The 17507-nt window shown below is 65.3% G+C and carries 14 protein-coding genes; 3 read left to right on the top strand and 11 right to left on the bottom strand.

Going from position 1 to position 17507, the window contains the following annotated elements; genetic code table 11:
• The first annotated feature begins 104 nt into the window (after window positions 1–104).
• From phnC to phnE (CN673_RS16795), 3 genes are read left to right on the top strand one after another with little or no spacing between them, the layout of a single operon-like run.
• A complete protein-coding gene (gene phnC, locus CN673_RS16805) occupies window positions 105–908 on the top strand; it encodes a phosphonate ABC transporter ATP-binding protein (RefSeq protein ID WP_099867677.1) in 804 nt (267 codons plus the stop codon).
• Window positions 905–1699, top strand: coding sequence for a phosphonate ABC transporter, permease protein PhnE (gene phnE / locus CN673_RS16800; RefSeq protein ID WP_099867550.1), 795 nt, complete (start codon window positions 905–907; stop codon window positions 1697–1699). Before phnC ends, phnE (CN673_RS16800) begins: the two co-directional genes overlap by 4 nt.
• The gene (phnE, locus tag CN673_RS16795) at window positions 1693–2496 is read left to right on the top strand and encodes a phosphonate ABC transporter, permease protein PhnE (RefSeq protein ID WP_099867549.1); all 804 of its coding nucleotides are present in this window, start codon (window positions 1693–1695) and stop codon (window positions 2494–2496) included. Before phnE (CN673_RS16800) ends, phnE (CN673_RS16795) begins: the two co-directional genes overlap by 7 nt.
• 30 nt (window positions 2497–2526) lie before the next feature.
• Here phnE (CN673_RS16795) and glpK read toward each other — a convergent pair whose 3' ends face one another.
• The 11 genes from glpK to sauS form a co-directional block, all read right to left on the bottom strand.
• Entirely contained in the window at window positions 2527–4026 is a 1500-nt protein-coding gene (gene glpK, locus CN673_RS16790) for a glycerol kinase GlpK (RefSeq protein WP_099867548.1), read from the bottom strand.
• Between the two features lie 78 nt (window positions 4027–4104).
• Window positions 4105–5634, bottom strand: a complete 1530-nt coding sequence (glpD, locus tag CN673_RS16785; protein WP_099867676.1) for a glycerol-3-phosphate dehydrogenase — start codon at window positions 5632–5634, stop codon at window positions 4105–4107.
• A gap of 113 nt (window positions 5635–5747) precedes the next feature.
• Window positions 5748–6512, bottom strand: coding sequence for a DeoR/GlpR family DNA-binding transcription regulator (locus CN673_RS16780; protein WP_099867547.1), 765 nt, complete (start codon window positions 6510–6512; stop codon window positions 5748–5750).
• 87 nt (window positions 6513–6599) lie between these two features.
• A complete protein-coding gene (locus CN673_RS16775; RefSeq protein WP_099867546.1) occupies window positions 6600–7526 on the bottom strand; it encodes a dimethyl sulfoxide reductase anchor subunit family protein in 927 nt (308 codons plus the stop codon).
• Window positions 7526–8269: a 4Fe-4S dicluster domain-containing protein gene (locus CN673_RS16770; RefSeq protein WP_099867675.1), complete on the bottom strand. Its 744-nt coding sequence runs from the start codon at window positions 8267–8269 to the stop codon at window positions 7526–7528. The genes CN673_RS16775 and CN673_RS16770 overlap by 1 nt, the downstream gene beginning before the upstream one ends.
• Window positions 8266–11100, bottom strand: coding sequence for a molybdopterin oxidoreductase family protein (locus CN673_RS16765; protein ID WP_099867674.1), 2835 nt, complete (start codon window positions 11098–11100; stop codon window positions 8266–8268). Before CN673_RS16765 ends, CN673_RS16770 begins: the two co-directional genes overlap by 4 nt.
• A 22-nt stretch (window positions 11101–11122) precedes the next feature.
• A complete protein-coding gene (locus CN673_RS16760; protein ID WP_099867545.1) occupies window positions 11123–12094 on the bottom strand; it encodes a phosphate acyltransferase in 972 nt (323 codons plus the stop codon).
• Between the two features lie 34 nt (window positions 12095–12128).
• Window positions 12129–13904, bottom strand: coding sequence for a sulfoacetaldehyde acetyltransferase (xsc, locus tag CN673_RS16755; RefSeq protein WP_099867544.1), 1776 nt, complete (start codon window positions 13902–13904; stop codon window positions 12129–12131).
• Between the two features lie 121 nt (window positions 13905–14025).
• On the bottom strand, window positions 14026–14898 hold the full coding sequence (locus CN673_RS16750) for a succinate--CoA ligase subunit alpha (RefSeq protein WP_099867543.1): 873 nt from the start codon (window positions 14896–14898) through the stop codon (window positions 14026–14028).
• Window positions 14895–16031, bottom strand: a complete 1137-nt coding sequence (locus CN673_RS16745; RefSeq protein WP_099867542.1) for a succinate--CoA ligase subunit beta — start codon at window positions 16029–16031, stop codon at window positions 14895–14897. Before CN673_RS16745 ends, CN673_RS16750 begins: the two co-directional genes overlap by 4 nt.
• Before the next feature lie 10 nt (window positions 16032–16041).
• The gene (gene sauS, locus CN673_RS16740; protein WP_099867541.1) at window positions 16042–17472 is read right to left on the bottom strand and encodes an acylating sulfoacetaldehyde dehydrogenase; all 1431 of its coding nucleotides are present in this window, start codon (window positions 17470–17472) and stop codon (window positions 16042–16044) included.
• Between the last annotated feature and the right edge of the window lie 35 nt (window positions 17473–17507).

The raw sequence follows: 17507 nt of genomic DNA, 5'->3' as shown, positions 1-17507 counted from the left end.
CGCGGCCCGCGAAAGGCCGCGCCGGTCCCGATTTTTCATTTTCGCCGCGTTTTGAAGGTCCGGCAGATCATGCCCGGGCCAAAAGCGGCGCCAAAGGCTGTGCCATGCTTCGCATCTCCAACCTCGTCAAAAGCTACGGCTCCGACAAGCCGGTGCTCAAGAATCTCGACCTGACCGTCGAGGGCGGCCTCGTGTCCGTCATCGGCGCTTCGGGTGCCGGCAAGAGCACGCTGCTTCGCTGCATCAACCGGCTGGTGCAGCCGACGTCGGGCACGATCGAGCTCAATGGCGTCGACATGACCGCGCTCAAGGGCCGCGAATTGCGCGCTGCGCGCCGGCGCATCGGAATGGTGTTCCAGGGGTTCAACCTCGTCGACCGGCTGACGGTCATGGAGAACGTGCAGTCGGGCCGGCTCGGCTACATCTCCACATGGCGCGCAGCGCTGCGCAAATACCCCAAGGCGGACATTCGCCGGGCCTTCGACCTGATGGAGCGCGTCGGTATCGCGCACTATGCCAACAAGCGCGCCGACGAACTGTCCGGCGGCGAGCGCCAGCGCGTCGGCGTGGTCCGCGCGCTGATGCAGGAGCCGGAAATCCTGCTCGCCGACGAGCCGACAGCCTCGCTCGACCCCAAGACCTCCGAGCAGATCATGGAACTGCTGCGTTCGCTCTCGCGCGAGCTGTCGCTTCCGGTGATGATCAACATCCACAATGTGCACGAGGCCAAGGCCTATACCGACCGCATCGTCGGCATGCGCTTCGGCCGCATCATCTTCGACGACAAGCCCGAGGCGCTCGACAAGCCGGCCATGGACGAGATCTATGCCGGCGTTCCCGCGCAGGAGCGCGGCGACAGTTCGCACGCGGCCCCGGCGGTCGGCAGTGCGGCGATGCATACGTCATGACGACCGCGCGCGACACCTGGCACAAGCCGCCCTTTATCGCCAACCCGGTGATCCGCTATACGGTCTGGGCGGCGATCCTCGTCTATTTCGGCTGGGCGATCGGCACCCTCCCCTTCGACTGGGGCCGCGCGGCGGAAGGTCTGGAGCGGGCACAGCGCATCTTCTCCGGCGCCTTTCCGCCCAACTTCGACCGCCACGAACTCTTGATCGAGGGCTTTTTGGAAAGCCTGCAGATCGCCATCATCTCGACGGCCGGCGGCGTGCTGCTGTCCATCCCGATCGCGCTGATGGCAGCGCGCAATCTGGCGCCACTGCCGGTCTACTGGTTCGGTCGCGGCCTGATCATCGTGGCGCGCAGCTTCCATCCCGTCATCGTCGCCATCATTTTCGTCAAGGCCGTCGGCTTCGGGCCGCTTGCAGGCATCCTGACGCTCATCGTCTACACGATCGGCTTCGTCGCCAAGATGCTGGCGGAACGGATCGAGGAGATCGACGAAGGCCAGGTCGAAGCGATGCGCGCGGCCGGCGCCAACTATCCGCAGACGCTCATCTATGCCGTATTCCCGCAGATCATGCCGCGCCAGATCGGGCTTTCGATCTACCAGCTCGACAGCAATCTGCGCGCCTCCGCCGTGGTCGGCATCGTCGGCGCTGGCGGCATCGGCTCGACGCTCGCCAATGCCTTCGGACGCTACGACTACGACTTCGCGCTCGCCATCATGCTGGTGATCATCGGCGCGATCCTCATCTCCGAGGCCGTGAGCGGTCAGATCAGGAAGCGGATATGGTAAGTCTCGACGCACACCCCGAGGACTGGGCACGCTTCACGCCGCGCCAGCGCATGCAGCGCTACGCCATCTTCGCCTTCATCCTGATCGCCATCGTGTGGGCGTTCGGCAATGTCGAAATCTTCTGGCCGTGGCTGATCGATGCTCCCGAACAGATGGCCGACCTTTTCGGCCGCATGGTGCCGCCGGACGTCACCAATCTGCGCTCGATCCTCGCGGCGCTGCTGGAGACGGTGAACATCGCCACCATCGCCACCGTTATCGGCGTCGCGCTTTCCTTCCCCGTCGCCTACATCGCGGCGCAGAACACGACCCCCAACGCCGCAACCTTGTGGCTCGGCCGCTTCATCCTGGTGTCGAGCCGATCGGTCAACACCATCATCTGGGCGCTGCTCTTCGTGGCGATCTTCGGACCCGGCGTCGTCGCCGGCATCCTGGCCATCACCTTCCGCTCGCTGGGATTTCTCGGCAAGTTGATGGGCGAGGCGATCGAGGAGATCGACCGCCGCCCCGTCGAAGCGCTGGAAGCAACGGGGGCGTCGCGCTTCAAGATCATCCTTTATGCGATCATGCCGCAGGTGATGCCGACATTCCTCGCCGTCTCCATCCTTCGCTGGGACATCAACCTGCGCGAATCGACCGTGCTTGGCCTGGTCGGCGCAGGGGGCATCGGCGTGATCCTGCAGGGCGCCATCGATACGTTCGCATGGCAGGAAGCGGCGACCGTGCTGCTGGCCATCCTGGCGCTGGTCATTCTCGGTGAAATCATCTCCGCCGTCCTGCGCAAGCGGATCATCTGAAGCTTCGTGGCGACGCGGAACGCTCGGCGATCAGCGCGTGTCGGTGAGCGTACGGCGCACCGCAGCCGACCAGCCGGCCCGTTTGCGCGTGCGCGTTGCCGCGTCCATCCGCGGTTCGAAGCGCCGGTCGCGCTCCCACGCCTTCGCGAAGGCGTCGCGGTCCGGCCATAGGCCGGCGTGCGAGCCGGCAAGCCAGGCCGCGCCGAGCGCCGTGGTCTCCAGGATCGTCGGACGGTCGACCGGCGCGTTCAGAAGATCGGCAAGGCGCTGCATCGTCCAGTCGGAAGCGACCATGCCGCCATCGACACGCAGCACGGTGTCGCCGTTGGCGCCCGACCAGTCGCCATGCATCGCATCGAGCAGGTCGCAGGTCTGGAAGCAGGTGGCCTCCAGAGCGGCGCGGGCGAACTCCGCCGGACCGGTGTTGCGCGTCATGCCGAAGATCGCACCGCGCGCGTCGGCGTCCCAGTGCGGTGCGCCAAGGCCGGTGAAGGCCGGCACGAGGTAGACGTCCTGCTCGGGATCGGCCCGTTCGGCCAGCGCCCCGCTGTCGTCTGCCTTCTCGATCACGCCGATGCCGTCGCGCAGCCACTGCACCCCGGCGCCGGCAACGAAGATCGAGCCTTCCAGCGCATAGGTCGTTTCGCCGCCCAGCCTGTAGGCGATCGTGGTCAAAAGACGGTTCTTCGATGCGACGCGGTCCGCGCCGGTGTTGAGCAGCGCGAAGCAGCCGGTCCCATAGGTCGATTTCAGCATGCCGGGCGCAAAGCAGGCCTGGCCGATCGTTGCCGCCTGCTGGTCCCCGGCAACGCCGAGAATCGGTATCCCCGCGCCGAAAAGCGACTTCTTGGCCGTGCCGAAATCCGCCGCGCAGTCGAGCACCTCCGGCAGCATCGCCCGCGGCACGCCGAAAAGCGCCAGCAGTTCGTCGTCCCAGTCCTGCGTCTTAATATCGAAAAGCAGCGTGCGCGAGGCGTTCGTCGCGTCGGTGACGAAGGACGTGCCGCCGGTCAGCCGCCAGATCAGGAAGGTGTCGATTGTGCCGAAACACAGGGCGCCCGCCTCGGCCCGCTCGCGCGCGCCGCCGACGGTGTCGAGCAACCAGGCGAGCTTGGTCGCCGAAAAATACGGATCGAGCAGGAGGCCGGTCTTGCGAGCCACCATCGCCTCATGTCCGCCATCCTTGAGCTCGGCACAGCGCGCCGCCGTGCGGCGATCCTGCCAGACGATCGCACGGTGGATGGGCTCGCCCGTCTCGCGGTCCCAGACGACGACGGTCTCGCGCTGGTTGGTGATGCCGATCGCAGCGACGTCTTCGGCTCCGATCCCGGCGTTCCTCAGCGCCTCCTCGACCGACCAGGTGACGGTCTTCCAGATCTCGTCGGCATCGTGCTCCACCCAGCCCGATTTTGGAAAGTGCTGCTTGAATTCCTTCTGCCCGCTGCCGGCGACAGCGCGCTCGGCATCGAAGACGATGGCGCGGCTCGATGTGGTGCCCTGGTCGATGGCCAGGATGTGCGTCGCGGTCATGATCCTCCCGCCCGTCTCTTGCGTTTCGATCTCCGCTTTAGCTCTTCGGCGCGCGCGAGGAAACCGCCGGACCTATTGCTATTGCGCGGCAGCCGCCTGCACCGCGCCGATCCGGTCGGCCATGTATGCGTCGAGCGCGGCGTGGGTCCCCTCGCCGACATGCAGGCCGCGCTTGGTGCGCCGCCAGAGCACATCCTGCGCCGTGCGGGCCCATTCGTTGGCGATCAGGTAGTCGACCTCGGCAGCATAGAGATCGGCGCCGAAATGGCGGCCGAGATCGGCCGTCCCCTGTGCCGGCCCGAGAAGCGTGTGTGCCTGCGTCCCGTAAAGCCGAACGAGGCGGCGCGCATGAGCGGGCTCGAGAAACGCATAGGCTTTCCTGAGGCGTGACACCTCAAGATCGAAGTCCTCGACCGCGAAATCGCCCCCTGGAAGCGCCGCGCCCGCGGTCCAGGCACGGCCCTTGCCACCGATGGCGTCGGCGATCCGCTCCATCATGGATTCGGCCAGGCGCCGATAGGTGGTGATCTTGCCGCCGAAAATGTTGACCAGCGGGGCCTTTCCGTCGACCCGCTCGGTCTTCAGGACATAGTCTCGCGTTGCTTCCTGCGCCTTGGAGGCGCCATCGTCATAAAGCGGGCGGACACCGGAATAGGTCCAGACGACATTCTCGCGCGACACGGGCGCGGCGAAATACTCGCTGGCCGCGGCGCAGAGATAGTCAACTTCCCCGTCGGTGATCGCGACGTCCTGCGGATCGCCCTCGTAGTCCTGGTCGGTCGTGCCGATCAGCGTGAACTCGTCTTCATAGGGAATGGCGAAGATGATGCGACCGTCGCCGTTCTGGAAGATATAGCAGCGGTCATGATCGTAGAGCTTCTTCACCACGATGTGGCTGCCCTGCACGAGGCGGACATTGTGCGCGCTGTCACGGCCGAGCGGACGGGCAAGGATATGGTCGACCCATGGCCCCGCCGCGTTGACGAGAAGCCGCGCGCGCACCTCGCGCGTAGTGCCGCTGGCGCGGTCGGCAAGCGTGATCGACCAGCCGTCGCCCTTCGCCCTCGCGGCCACCATTTCGGTGCGCGTCAGAATCTCGGCGCCGCGCTCGGCGGCATCGCGCGCGTTGAGCGCGACAAGCCGCGCATCATCGACCCAGCAATCGGAATACTCGAACCCCTTGACGAAATCCGGCCCGAGCGGCTTGCCGGTTTCGTCGCGGCGCATGTCGAGCGTGCGCGTTGCCGGCAGTTTCTTGCGTCCGCCGATATGGTCGTAGAGAAAAAGACCAAGGCGCAGCAGCCAGGCCGGGCGCAGGCCGCGATGATGCGGCAGCACGAAACGCAGCGGCCGGATGATGTGAGGCGCCATCGCCCACAGCACCTCACGCTCCATCAACGCTTCACGCACCAGCCGGAACTCGTAGTGCTCGAGATAGCGAAGGCCGCCATGGACGAGCTTGGTCGACCAGGAGGAGGTGCCCGACGCCAGGTCGTTCATCTCGGCCAGGCACACCGAATAACCGCGGCCCACGGCATCGCGCGCAATGCCGCAGCCATTGATGCCGCCTCCGACGATGAAGATGTCGACTGTGTCGGTCTGTGCCAATGATATGTCCGGACGCTGCTGTGTTCGCTTCGAGGATCGAAGCCGATCGAAACTTTCCGAAAGGATAGTGAACCTGAAACGAATGTCAAACAATCAACGCGCCGAACCCCGCGTCAGATATCGGTCTCGATGAGCCGGACATCGGCCTCCGCGCAGATGTTGCGAATGCTGTCGCGATCGCAGCGATCGGTGATGAACGTTCCGACCTGCGAGAGATGGCCGATGCGCACCGGCGCGTTGCGCTCGAACTTGGTGGAATCGCACACCAGAATGACGTGCCGGGCATTGGCGATGATCGCCTGCGCCACCTTCACCTCGCGAAAGTCATAGTCGAGCAAGGCCCCGTCGGCATCGAGCGCGGATGCGCCGATGACGGCGTAGTCCACCTTGAACTGACGAATGAAATCGACCGCGGCTTCACCGACGACGCCGCCGTCGGAGCCACGCACCACACCGCCCGCGATGATCACTTCCAGTGCCGGGAAGAGACGCAGCTTGTTGGCCACATTGATGTTGTTGGTGATCACCATCAGGCTGGAATGCCCGGTCAGCGCTTCGCCGACCGCCTCCGTCGTGGTGCCGATGTTGATGAAGAGCGACGCGTTGTCGGGAATGAGCGCGGCGGCCCGCTCGCCTATCCTCAGCTTCTCACGGGCGGCGATGAGCTTGCGCTGCTCGTATTCCATGTTCTCGTTGCCGCTCGGCAGCATCGCGCCGCCATGGATGCGCACGAGCTGCTTCATGTCGCAGAGATCGTTGAGATCCTTGCGGATCGTCTGGGGCGTCACGGCAAAGCGCGCCGAAAGGTCGTCGACGAGCACGCGTCCGCGCTCCTTGGCAAGAGCGACGATGTCGCTCTGTCGCGCTGTCAGATACATGCCCGCGGCCGCTCCCTTGAAACCGCCGCGGACTATAGGCCGGCGGGGCGGCAAAGGAAACGCACAAGCCGGAAGGCGGCGTTTTCCTCAGCCCCGGTCGTAGTAATTGGCGACCGCATGGCGCGCTTCGGCGAAGAACAGCCAGCGCTCGACGAAGAGGCCGGCGATATGCACGGCGAAGGCGATAAGCAGGATCAGCCCCGCGCCGGGCACGACGCTTGCCATGAGGATCAGCAGCGCCGGCATGAGGCCGCCGGCAAGGCCGGCGATGGCGCGCAGCTTCAGCGCATGGCGGCGCGCGATGGTGAAGACCATTTCCTTCATCAGATAGTTCGTCCCCGTATGCGGCGATTCCAGCATGCGAACACGGCCGAGGTGGCCAAGCCCCGTCGCGCTCGCGGGTGTGGATTTCAACGGCTCCGTATCGCCGCGCCGCCACCACACCAGCTTGATCGCCCAGGCGCCGCCGAGAAGGGCGAGCGCCAGGACGAGGAGCGGCGGCGACCGCTCGGCGGAGAACAACGCAACCAGCGCGCTCATCAGGACCGAGCCGCCGGCAAGCGAGAATGCGATGTAGCTGGCCGGCGTCAAGGGCTGGTGCCAGCGCTGCACGGTCTTGAGGACGCCGTAGATCATCGAGGTGGCATAGACGGTGATGAGCGCGAGGATCGCGGTCAGGAGTCCAAGCGGGATGATCGCGCGGTCGAAGAACAGCGCGCCGATCGCATAAAGCCCGGCAACGCCCGTCGTCGCAATGGCAAGAACGCCTTCGCGCGACAGCCAGGAGGTGCGCCACTGGGTCAGCGCGCGCCACGCACGCTCGGGATGGCCGAGATGAAACGTCGACGAGACGAGCCCGCTGACCGACAGCAGATAGGCAAGCACGAACGCCGTCCAGCCGAATGCGCCGGTCGGCGCGAAACCGAAAAGCGGGGCGAGGCCAAGCATCGTGAAGAGACCGAAACCGGCGCCGGACGTCACGGTGAAGAAGATGACGGAATAGGCCGGATGCATCAGACCTTCTCCAGAACGCGGTCGAGCCAGCCGAGGAAGCCGCCGGCCGCCGGCTCAGCCAGGGAAACGAGATCGGCCGGCGGTTCATCGAAGCCGGTCGTCTTCGGCCGTGGCGGGAGATACTGGTTGACCGGCTTCGTCCCCTGCTCCGGCATCAGGTCGAAGCCGCCACGCTCGGCGACCATCTTCGAAACGTCGCTCTCGGGATCGGCAAGATCGCCGAAATGGCGCGCCCTTGCGGGGCACGTCGCCACGCAGGCCGGCTCGCGGTCCACTTCCGGCAGGTTCTCGTTATAGATGCGGTCGACACACAGCGTGCATTTCTTCATCACCTGCTCGACAGGGTCCATCTCGCGCGCACCATAAGGGCAGGCCCAGGCGCACAGGCCGCAGCCGATGCACCAGTCCTCCTCCACCAGAACGATGCCGTCCTCGGCACGCTTGAAGCTCGCGCCGGTCGGACAGACGGTGACGCAGGGCGCGTCCTCGCAGTGCAGGCACGATTTGGGAAAGTGGACGATCTGCGCCAGTCCCTTGTCCGGCTTGACCTCATAGGTGTGGATCCGATTGAGCCAGGCACCCACCGGCTGGTCACCATAGGCGTCCTCGTCGGCAAGCGGCGCGCCGTAGCCCGACGTGTTCCACTCCTTGCAGTTGACGACGCAGGCATGGCAGCCGACGCAGATGTCGAGATCGATGACCAGGCCCAGCTTGCGGGCCGTTGTCTCCGGGAGCGCAGTCACGAGGTCCATTCCTTTCCGTAGCGCACTGTCTTCGGGCCGCGACCGACGGGCGAGACCTGGCCGGCAACGGCCGGCACAAGGCCCGTCTCCTCTGCCGGCTCGATCCGCACGCGCAGATCGTACCAGGCCGCCTGGCCCGTCACCGGATCGGAGTTCGACCATCTAAGCCCGTCACCCTTCGGCGGCAGCAATTCGTTGATGAGGTGGTTCAGCAGGAACCCTTTCCTGGCCTCGGGCGCGTTTTCCGAGAGCGCCCACGCCCCCTTTCGCTTGCCGATGGCGTTCCATGTCCAAAGTGTGCGCGCATTGACCGCGTCGGTGCGGCGGATCGGCACCCTTATGCGCCCGTGCTCAGAGATCACCCAGGCCCAGCCGCCTTCGGTCAGGTTCAAGGCGTCCATCACCTCGCCGGGCACATAGAGCGGGTTCTCGCCGTGGATCTGGCGCAGCCAGGCATTCTGGGACCCCCAGGAATGGTACATCGCCGCCGGGCGCTGGGTGATGGCATGGAGCGGAAACCTTTCGCGTCCGCCGCCCGTTTCGGCTGATGTCGGATACCAGGTCGGCAGCGGATCGAACGCCGTCTTCACCTGTTCGCGCAGATGATCGGGCGGCTGGCGCTTGCCATGCCCCTCGGCGGCAAGCTGAAACTTGCGCAGCACCTCCTGGTAGAGATCGAAAACATAGGGCTGCGGCTTGTCGAAAAGGCCCATCCCCACGGCCCAATCCTGATAGGCCGCGTTCGCCATCTTGAAATAGAGCGCCTCGTCCGGGATGTGGTTCACCCAGAAGCCGCCATTGTCGATGTAACGCTGGATCTGTTCCGGGTTCGGCGCGCCGCGCCCGCTCTTCTCGCCGTTCTCGCCGCGAAAACCGGCAAGCGGGCCGACCCCCGGCTTGCGCTCGTGGCGGGTGATGTAGTCGGCGTAGTCCTTGTAGATGGCGCTGCCATCCTCAGCGGTCATGCCGGGCAGACCAAGCTTGACGCCAAGCTGCAGAAGGACCGTCTGGAAACCGCGCACGTCGCGGTCGGGCTCGACGACCGGCCAGCGGATCGCATCGGCCGCCGCGTCCGCTTCGCAGATCGGCCGATCCAGCAGCGAGATGCAGTCGTGGCGCTCCAGATAAGTGGTGTCGGGCAGAACGAGATCGGCATAGGCGACCATCTCCGACGAATAGGCATCGGAATAGATGATGCGCGGGATCTTGTAGTCGCCGTTTTCCTTTTTTGCCTCCAGCATCTCCATGACGCCGCGCGTGTTCATCGAGGAGTTCCACGCCATGTTGGCCATGTAGAGGAACAGCGTGTCGATCTCGTATGGATCGCCGGCGACGGCGTTGGAGATCACCATATGCATCAGCCCGTGCACCGACAGCGGTGCCTCCCAGCTGAATGCCTTGTCGATGCGCACCGGATCGCCCTTCGGGTCGACCAGCAGATCTTCCGGCCCGCGCGGATAGCCCAGATGCGGCCCGCCCAGCGGACTGGAGGGGATCGCCATGCCGTGTGGCGTGGGGTGGTGGGTGAAATGCTTGGGATAGGGCGGCTTGAAGCGGAAGCCGCCCGGACATTCGACGCTGCCGAGCAGGATCTGCAGCAGGTGAAGCGAGCGGCAGGTCTGGAAGCCGTTGGAGTGGGCCGAGATGCCCCGCATGGCGTGGAACGACACCGGCCGGCCGATCATCTTCTCATGCCGCTCGCCGCGCCAGTCGGTCCAGGGCTGATCGATCGTTATCTCTTCCTCAAAGGCGGTGTGGGCCAGTTCAGCCGCGAGCCGGCGGATCGTCGCGGCGGGAATGCCGGTCCTGGTGGCGACCGTGTCCGGCGCATAGGCATCGTCCAGATATTTCTGCGCCATCAGCTGGAATCCGGGCACTGCGATCCGCCCGTCGGCGAGCCGGAATTCACCCTTCAGCGCGGCCGTCGTCGCGATCTTCTTCCAGCCCGTGACGGTGCCGCTCTTTTCGTCGAAGACCAGCGCCTCACCGGTCTCGTCACGCGCCACGAGCCCATCGTCGGGCGCACCCTTGTCCTTTATGACGAGATGGGCCGCGTTGGTGTAGCGCCTCAGATAATCGACATCGACCTTGCCGGACCGGATGAGCTCGTGCACCAGCGAAAGGATGAAAAGCCCGTCCGTGCCCGGCGTGATGCCGATCCATTCGTCGGCGATGGCGTTGTAACCGGTGCGGACCGGATTGACGCCGACGATCTTGGCGCCGCGTTCCTTGAGACGGGACAGCCCGAGCTTGATCGGGTTGGAATCGTGGTCCTCGGCGACGCCGAATATCATGAACATCTTGGAGCGTTCCCAGTCCGGCTGGCCGAACTCCCAGAACGCGCCGCCCATCGTGTAGATGCCGGCGGCGGCCATGTTCACGGAGCAGAAGCCGCCATGGGCGGCATAGTTCGGCGTGCCGAATTGCTGGGCCCACCAGCCGGTGAAGCTCTGGCTCTGGTCGCGGCCGGTGAAGAAGGCGAGCTTGGCGGGATCGGTGTCACGGATCGGCTTGAGCCAAGAGGCGGCGGTGGTCAGCGCTTCTTCCCAGGAAATCTCCTCGAACTGCCCGGAGCCGCGCGGCCCGACACGCTTCAGCGGCGCCCTGAGGCGGGCCGGCGAATAGTGCTGCATGATGCCGGCCGAGCCCTTGGCGCAAAGCACGCCGCGATTGACCGGATGATCGCGGTTGCCCTGGATGTAGCGCACCTTGCCGTCGCGCATGTGCACGTCGATGCCGCACCGGCAGGCGCACATGTAGCAGGTCGTCTTGCGCACCTCGTCGGACACGTAGGGCGATGGATCAAGCGGCTTTCTCTGGAAAATAGTCAATCTGCCCCGTCCTTGGTTGTCATCATTGCGCCGTCTGCGCACGCGCGGCGATCGCTGCCAGCGCAAAGGAGGCAAGCCGCGCCTCTGGCGGATCGGCCCGGCTCGTCAGCATCACCGGCACCTTGCCGCCGATGACGACGCCCGCGGCGCAGGCGCCCCGAACATAGACCAGCGCCTTGAACAGCGCATTGCCCGAAACGATGTCGGGCACGATAATTCCGTCGGCACGCCCGGCCACCGGATCATCCTTCAACTCCTTCACCTTCACCGCATCGGAGGAAAGGATGAGGTCCAGCGCATAGGGTCCGCGCACATCGGCCTGCGGTACCGCCTCGACCGCCCAGTCGGCAAGCTGGCGTGCCTCGATCGACGACGCCATCGACGCCATCGGTGTCTCCGTCGCCGAAAGGATCGCAATGCGCGGGCGCGCGATGCCAAGCTTGGCGAGCATGTCGGCGACAACGCGAATCGACTGCTGGCGTGTCGCCATGTCGGGAACGACGTTGACGGCGGCATCGGAGATCAACAACGGCTTGTCGGATCCCGGAACGGTGAGATGGAAGACATGCACGAAGCGCTGGCCGCCGCGGATGCCGCGGTCCCGGTCGATGGCGACACGCATCAGAACGTCGCTGTGCAGGTGGCCCTTCATCACCGCGTCGACATGACCGGCGCGCGCGGCGGCAAAGGCGGCGACGGCCGCCCCCTCCTCGCCCTCGCCATTGATGATCTCGATGCCGGAGACATCCCAGTCGACCTCGGCGGCGGCGGCAAGGATGGCGTCCCTGTCGCCGACCAGCACCGGCTCGACGAGGTCCGCTTCCATCGCCTGACGCGTGGCGATCAGCGGCAAGGGAGCCGCCGCCTGGGCGATGGCGACGCGAAAGCGGCCGAGCCCGCGCGCCCGCCGCAAGAGGCTTTCGTTGCACACCGGCTTCTCGCGCGCCAGGAACGGCGAGCGATCGGCTTCTGTGGTCGGTTGCTCCAGTATCATCGCGGCCTCCTCGCTCCAGCGTCGATCCGTGGCGCTACGCGACGGTCTGGGCGCGCATGTCCCCGGCGCTGATGCCGGCCACCGGCACGGGCTTCTTCATGGCGTCGCGCCGGAACGGCTCGCCGAGCTCCTGGTTGAGGATCACCTCGATGAACGTGGTTTCGCCGTTCTTCTGATCCTCGACCGCCTTCTGCAGCGCGGCGGTCAGGTCCTGCTGCGTCGTCACCGTGACGCCCTTCAGCCCGCAGCCCTCGGCGACCTTGGCATAGGAGAGCTTCAGGTTGAGTTCGGTGCCGACGAAATTGTCGGCGTACCAGAGCGTCGTGTTGCGCTTTTCTGCGCCCCACTGGTAGTTGCGGAAGATGACCATGGTGATCGGCGGCCACTCGTCGCGGCCGATCGAGGTCATCTCGTTCATGGAGATGCCGAAGGCGCCGTCGCCGGCAAATCCAACGACCGGCGTGTCGGGGTTGCCGATCTTGGCGCCGATGATCGACGGGAAGCCGTAGCCGCATGGCCCGAACATGCCCGGCGCGAGATATTTCCGGCTCTCCTCGAAGGTCGGGTAGGCGTTGCCGATGGCACAGTTGTTGCCGATGTCGGTCGAGATGATCGCATCCTTCGGCAGTCCCGCCTGGATGGCCCTCCACGCCTGGCGCGGCGACATGCGATCAGCGTCGCGCTTGCGTGCCTCCTCGTTCCAGACCGTACCCGGATCATCGTCCTCGTGGTCCATCGAGGCGAGCTTCTGCAGCCAGGCCGACTTCGTCTGGTGGATCGTCGCCTTGCGCTCCTCGCGCCCCGCATCGCCGGCCGACGGCGACAGTTGTTCGAGCAATTGCTGGGCAACGAGCTTGGCATCGCCGCAGATGCCGACGGTCACCTTCTTGGTGAGGCCGATGCGATCGGAATTGAGATCCACCTGAATGATCTTTGCATCCTTCGGCCAGTAGTCGATGCCGTAGCCTGGCAGGGTCGAGAACGGGTTGAGCCGCGTGCCGAGCGCCAGGACGACATCGGCCTTGGCGATGAGTTCCATCGCCGCCTTCGACCCGTTGTAGCCGAGCGGGCCGACTGCCAGCGGATGGCTTCCGGGAAAGGCGTCATTGTGCTGGTAGCCGCAGCACACCGGCGCATCGAGCCTTTCGGCAAGCGCCTTGGATTCCTCGATCGCGTCGCCGATGACGACGCCGGCGCCGTTGAGGATGACGGGTGACTTCGCTTCCGACAGAAGCTTGGCCGCCTCGGCGATCGCCTTGCGCCCGCCGGCGGGACGTTCCAGCCGCACGATCTGCGGAAGGTCGATGTCGACGACCTGTGTCCAGTAATCGCGCGGAATGTTGATCTGCGCCGGCGCCGATCCGCGCCACGCCTTTTCGATCACGCGGTTGAGGACCTCGGCGACGCGCGAGGGGTCGCGGACCTCCTCCTGATAGCAGACCATCTCCTCGAACATCGCCATCTGGTCGACTTCCTGGAAACCGCCCTGTCCGATCGTCTTGTTCGCCGCCTGCGGCGTGACCAGCAGCATCGGGGTATGGTTCCAGTAGGCGGTCTTGATCGAAGTGACGAAGCCCGTGACCCCCGGCCCGTTCTGCGCGATCGCCATCGCCATCTCGCCGGTGGTGCGCGTGTAGCCGTCGCAGATCAGGGCCGCGTTGGTCTCATGGGCGCAGTCCCAGAACGTGATGCCGGCCTTCGGAAACAGATCCGAAACAGGCATCATCGCGGAACCGATGATGCCGAAGGCCTGGCGGATGCCGTGCATCTGCAGAACCTTGATGAATGCTTCCTCGGTCGTCATCTTCATGGCGTAAACAAACCTCTTCCCTTGAAACGGACTGGCCCCATCTTGCCGCCTTGGCGGGGGATGTCATAAGGCCAGATTGGAACATGCGATTGGACATGCCCTCGGCGGGCATGGGACGTTTTCAGGCCGCGGCGCGCATCTCCTCGCCGATGATCACGGGGATCTGGCTCGGCACGTCGGCCACCCTGACGCCGGCCTTCTCCAACGCGCGGCGCTTTGATGCATAGTCGCCCTTGCCGCCGGAAACGATGGCGCCGGCATGGCCCATCTTCTTGCCGGGCGGAGAGGAGCGGCCCGCGATGAAGGCCACCACCGGCTTTTTCATCGTGCGGGCATAGTCAGCCGCCTCCTCCTCGGCATTGCCGCCGATCTCGCCGCACAGCACGATGGCCTCGGTCCGCTCGTCCGCATCGAGGAATTCGAGGGCCTCGCGGGTTGTCGTGCCAATCATCGGATCGCCGCCCACGCCGTAAAACGCCGACTGCCCCATGCCCTCCTGGGTCAGCATGAGGCTGACTAGCGTGCCGAGACTGCCCGAGCGCGAGATGACGCCGACCTGGCCTGGCTGGAACACCTTGGGATTGAACGCCGGCATGATGCCCGCGAACGTCTCGCCGGGGGTCACGAGGCCCGATGTGTTGGGCCCGACGATGCGCGCACCGTTTGCCTTCGCCGCGGCATGCATCATCATCACGTCATGGGCGGGAATGTGCTCTGCCAGACAGATCACGAGCCTGGCACCGGCTTCGCATACGTCGATCGTGGCATCCCTGGCCATCATCGGCGGCACGAACATCAGCGCCACGTCAAACTGCCCGGCCGCGTCCCTGGCACTGGCATGGACCGGAACGCCCAGATGCGTTGTGCCCGCCTTGCGCGGATTGACGCCGCAGACGACGTTGGCGCCATAGGTCTGCATCTCGCCGGTCCAGAAGGTGCCCTGTTTGCCGGTGATCCCTTGGACGAGGATCTTGTGGTGCTTGCGTAGGATCATGCCGCTCTTGCCCCCGTTGCCGCGACCGCGGCCCTGACGGCATCGTCCATCCGGTCGAAAGGTTCGATGCCGAGTTCGCGCTTGACGAGGGCGATGGCCTCTTCCTCGCCGGTTCCGTGAATGGTGAAGAAGACCGGGATATCCGGCTTGAGATCCTTCCAGGCCTCCACGACGCCCAACGCCATGACATCGGTGCGCGCGAATGCGCCGCAGAAATTGACCAGGAGGCTCTTGATCTCCGGGTTCTTCAGAAGGATCGCCAGCGCCGTGTGCGCCTTGGTATAGGCCTCGCCGCCCACCTCCAGGAAATTCGCCGCCTTGCCGCCATAGTGGTTCACTGCATCCATCGTCGTCATGGTAAGGCCGGCGCCGTTGGCCAGGATGCCGACATCGCCGCCAAGCTCGATATATTTGAGATCGGCTGCGCGCGCCTCGGCCTCCAGCGCGCTCATCTTCTCAGCGCTGGCCCGGCCGGCGATCTCGCCCTGGCGCGGCGCGGAGGAATCGTCGACCGTCAGCTTGCAGTCGAGGGCGACGACACGGCCATCCCTGGTGATGACCAGCGGGTTGATCTCAAGAAGCTCGGCGTCGAACATGCGATAGGCCGCGTAGAGCCGGACGAGCGTGCTGGCGACGTCCGCTTCCTGCCCGCCAAGGTCGAGTCCGGCGCAGGCCGCCGCCGCGTCTTCCTCGCTCAGCCCCTCGGTGATGTCGATCACGCGGCGGCGCATGGCATCGGGATTTGTCTCGGCCGCTTCCTCGACGTCCATCCCGCCCATCGCGGAGAACAGGAGCATGGGCGAGCGGCTCTGCGGATCGCTGACGATGCTGGCGTAGAGTTCCAGGGCGATCGGCACCTGTTCCTCGATGGTCACCTTCATCACGCGATGGCCGTCGATCTCCATTCCGAGGATCGCCTCGGCATGGCCGCGCGCCTCGTCCGGGTTCGCAGCCAGCTTGATCCCGCCGGCCTTGCCGCGCTTGCCGGTCGGCACCTGCGCCTTGACGACGCAGGCACCGATTTCGGCCGCGGCCTTTGCCGCCTCGGCCGGATCCTCGGCAAGGCGGCTCCTGGGAACGGTGATGCCGACGCCCGCGAGCAGCGGCTTTGCTACATATTCTTCGAAGTTCATCGCTGGTCCCTCACTTGCCGAATTTCGCCCAGTAGGCCCCGAAGAGTTCGTCTTCGCCCGGCTTGTCCTCCGCGATGGTGGTGACGAGCCGCGTGACGTTGATGAAGCAGCGGTAGTTGAGGTTGTCGTCGATCGTGTTGCCTGCCCAGGTGCCACCGCCCATCGAAAGGGTGAATGGCAGCGCGTTGTTGAAGCTCCCGCCATTGCCGAAGGTGTGCGCCTGATTGACCAGCACGCGCACGACATCAGTCGCCGCCGCGAGGTCCCGCGCATGGTTCATGTCGCTCGTGTGGATTCCGACCGAGTGACCGCGTCCCGTCACGTTCAGCACGTCACGCACGATGCGCTTGGCATCATCAAAATCCTTGGCGCGATAGACCGTCAGAACCAGCGACAGCTTCTCGTCGGCAAAGGAATGCTTGCCGCCGACCGACGCCTCCTCAACCATGAAGAACTTGCGTTCGCGGGCTTCGGCCGGCAGGCCGAACACCTCTGCGGCGATGGCAGGATCCTTGGCAAGGACGTGGCGGTTGAGCTTGCCGTCGACCCAGAGCGTGGCGCCGATGGCGTCCTTCTGCTCGGGCGAGCAGCGATAGCCGCCAGCCCGCTCGAGCGCCGCCATCGCCTCCTCATAGACGTCGTCGAGGATGATCACCGAATTTTCCGACGAGCATGAGGTCGCGTTGTCGAAGATTTTCGATGCCGTGATCTTCTCCGCCGCATCGTCGAAATCGGCGGAACTGTCGATGACGACCGGCGCGTTGCCCGCACCGACGCCGATCGACACCGTGCCGGATTGCATGGCGCGTTTGACGTTGTTCTGCGAGCCGGTGACGACGTTGAGATCGGCCATTTCGAGAAGCGCCTGCGTCATCGCCTTGTTGACGGGCTTGGGCAGGATCTGCACCAGGTCTTCGGGGTGGCCGGCCTTGGCGAGTTCCGCCCGCATCAGCGCCACCGTGTCCGCCGTGGTCTGGTAACCGGCCGGCGAGGGCGCGATGATCACCGCATTGCCGCCCTTCAGCGCCATCATCGCCTTGTTGACCGGCGTTGCCGCAGGGTTGGTCGACGGGCAGACGGCGGCCACCACGCCAACCGGCTTGCCGTAGAGAACGAGGCCCCTTTCCGGCTGTTCGTCGATCACGCCGACGGTCTTCGCCCGCATCAGGTCGCGCAGGGTACCGAAGGTCTTGCGCGTGTTCTTGATGATCTTGGAATCCACATTGCCGAGCCCGGTATCCTCCACCGCCAGTTCGGCCAGCCGGCGCGCGTTTTCTGGCTTGTAGATCGACCATGCAAGCGCGGTCACCGCCTCGTCGACGCGGGCCTGATCGTGGTTCTCATAGGCCTCCATGGCGGCGCGGGCGCGATCGATCAGTGCGGCCACCTTTGCGGCTTCGTCCGGCTGTCGCTCGTCGAGCCTTTCCACTGTTGCTGACATTTTTGCCTCCTTGGGCTTGTCGGCGCGCGCCGCTG

This window comes from Neopararhizobium haloflavum (genome assembly GCF_002750855.1).
In the GTDB taxonomy this organism is placed as follows: Bacteria; Pseudomonadota; Alphaproteobacteria; order Rhizobiales; family Rhizobiaceae; genus Georhizobium; species Georhizobium haloflavum.
The sequence above is the reverse complement of the archived record's forward strand: the minus strand, read 5'-3'. Positions and strand labels throughout refer to the sequence as shown.